Genomic DNA, 2,302 nt, shown 5'->3' on the forward strand with positions numbered 1-2,302 from the left:
CTGGTACCGCCTCACCTTCGACAGGGCCGACGCAACCGAACCGCTGGGCCTCGCGCTGAACTACTGGACACTGGCCGGATCGATCTCCGTCAACGGCGCGGAACTCGGACGCGACGAATTCCTCGTCGAGCCGTTGACGCGCTCATGGAACGTGCCCCGCTACTGGCAGCTCTCAGCCCCGGTCCTGCATGCCGGCACCAACACGCTGCTGATCAGGGTCTCGGGCCTGGCGCCATACCAGCCGGGTCTTGGTCCGGTGCTGATCGGCCCGCCTTCGGCGACGCGTGCCCATTTTGTCCAGCAATTCTGGATTCGCCGCGAGCTGCCGGTCTTCTATCTCGGCGTCACCGCGGCGCTTGGCACCTTCTTCTTCGTCGTCTGGCTGCTGCGCCGAAGCCTGAAGGCCTATGGCTGGTTCGCCCTGATGACGATTGCGTGGTGTTGCTATTCGCTCAATTTCGTGGTCACGAGCCCCTGGCCGTTCGGGACGACCGACACATGGCAGCGTTTTATCATGCTCTCCTTCATGGTCATGGCCGCCGCCTTCGTGCTGTTTGTCATCCGCTTCGCCGAGCGCCGCTTTCCCCGGGGGGAAGCCGTGCTGTGGGCCGCGCTGGCGATCGGCGCCGCCGCCCTGTTTGCCACGCCGCATTCCCAACTCGCCCCGATGCTCAACCTCCTGGCCTTGTCCTGGTCGCTGCTTTACATCGGCGCCTGTTTCCTGGCGATCGGCCTGACCTGGCGAAGCGCTCGCCTGGACCACATCGTCCTTCATATCGTCAACGCGCTCACCATCGTGGCCATCCTGCATGACCTGATGACCTATTTCGGCATCCTTCTTGGCAATGTCTACTACGTCACGCTGACATCCCACTTGCAGATGGTCGGCATGGCGCTGGTGCTGGCCTGGAACTTCGTCGCCAACATGCGCCGCATCGAAGGGTTCAACGATGAACTCACGGCCAAGATCGAAACCGCCAGGGAGGAACTCGCCCTCACGCTGCATCAGCAGCATGAGGTCATTCTGGCCAACACCAGGCTGGCCGAACGCGTATCCCTTTCCCACAATCTGCACGACGGCATGGGCGGCACCCTGGTCAATTCGATCGCCATGCTGGAGCATGCGCCGCAGAACCTGCCGGCCGATCGCTTCCTGTCCGTGCTGAAGGAACTGCGCGACGAGTTGCGGGTGATCATCGACACCGCTGCCGACGACCCGACGGGCGGCCAGTCGCTGGCCGAGTGGATCGCGCCGCTGCGCCGCCGCCAAACGCTGGCATGCGAAAGCCGCGACATCGATTGCGTGTGGAACCTGACCGGGCTGGAGGACTGCCACCTGCCGGCGGCGCGAAGCCTCGATCTCGTCCGCATCCTGCAGGAAGGCCTGACCAACGTGCTCAAGCACAGCCAGGCAAGCCGCGTCGTCATCGACCTGCACCGGCGCGGCGAGCCGCTGAGCCTGGCCATCCAGGACAACGGCGTCGGCTTCGATACCGTCTCGGAGGCGCCCGTCCCGGGCACCGGCCTGCGCTCGATGCGGGCGCGGGCCGGGCGGCTGGGCGGCACGCTCGACACGCGGTCGCGGCACGGCGAAACCGTGCTGGCCCTGCAAGTGCCCGCGGCCTGAGCGGCGTATCCCGGCGCGGCGGGCATAGCTAGTTTCAACGATACCCGCCCTTGGTCTCGGGTGCTATGCCCCCGGGAACATGCACGACTGCGTCGGTGCTGATCTGGGGAGCCTGGCCTTGACAGGAATTGCCATCGTCTCGAAGCGCGGCCTGCTGCGTTCGACCGCCCTCGCGGGCTGCCTCCTGGCCAGCCTGGCCTGGAGCCCCGCCATGGCCGACGGCGCCGGCGGAAATGGCGGCGGCGGCGGGGGGAATGGCGGCGGCGGGAGCGGCGCAGGCACATCCGGAAACGGCGGCAACGGAGGGGAATTCTCTGGCGAGAGCGGCAGCAACGGCAGCGATGGCAGTGTGGCCGGCTCCGGCGGAACAGGCGGACTCATCAGCGGTGCCGACGGTGGCGTCGGCAGTTCCGCGGCCACCCTGATCAACGATGGCGGCTCGATCACGGGCGGCGGCGGTGGCGGCGGCGGCGGCTTCCATAGCAACGGCCGCAGCGGCGGCAACGGCGGCGATGGCGTCGCCTCATCGGTAGACAATGCTTCTCTCGCCAACAGCGGTCGTATCGTTGGCGGCGGCGGCGGCGGCAGCGGCAAGAGCGAATTCGAAGACGGCGGCGACGGCGGCAGCGGCGCCACGTTCTCTGGAGCCCATATTGTCTTGATCAACAGCGGCAC

The 2,302-nt window shown here is 66.9% G+C and carries 2 protein-coding genes; both read left to right on the forward strand.

Annotated elements, in window-relative coordinates:
* Positions 1-1,627: 7TM diverse intracellular signaling domain-containing protein (locus EN893_RS29740; RefSeq protein WP_128362013.1), on the forward strand; the 1,627-nt coding region annotated here is incomplete at its 5' end.
* 118 nt (positions 1,628-1,745) lie between these two features.
* The coding region (locus EN893_RS29745; protein ID WP_206640193.1) for a hypothetical protein at positions 1,746-2,302 on the forward strand (557 nt) is incomplete at its 3' end.

It is taken from the genome of Mesorhizobium sp. M7A.F.Ca.CA.004.04.2.1, assembly GCF_004022825.1.
Lineage (GTDB): Bacteria > Pseudomonadota > Alphaproteobacteria > Rhizobiales > Rhizobiaceae > Mesorhizobium.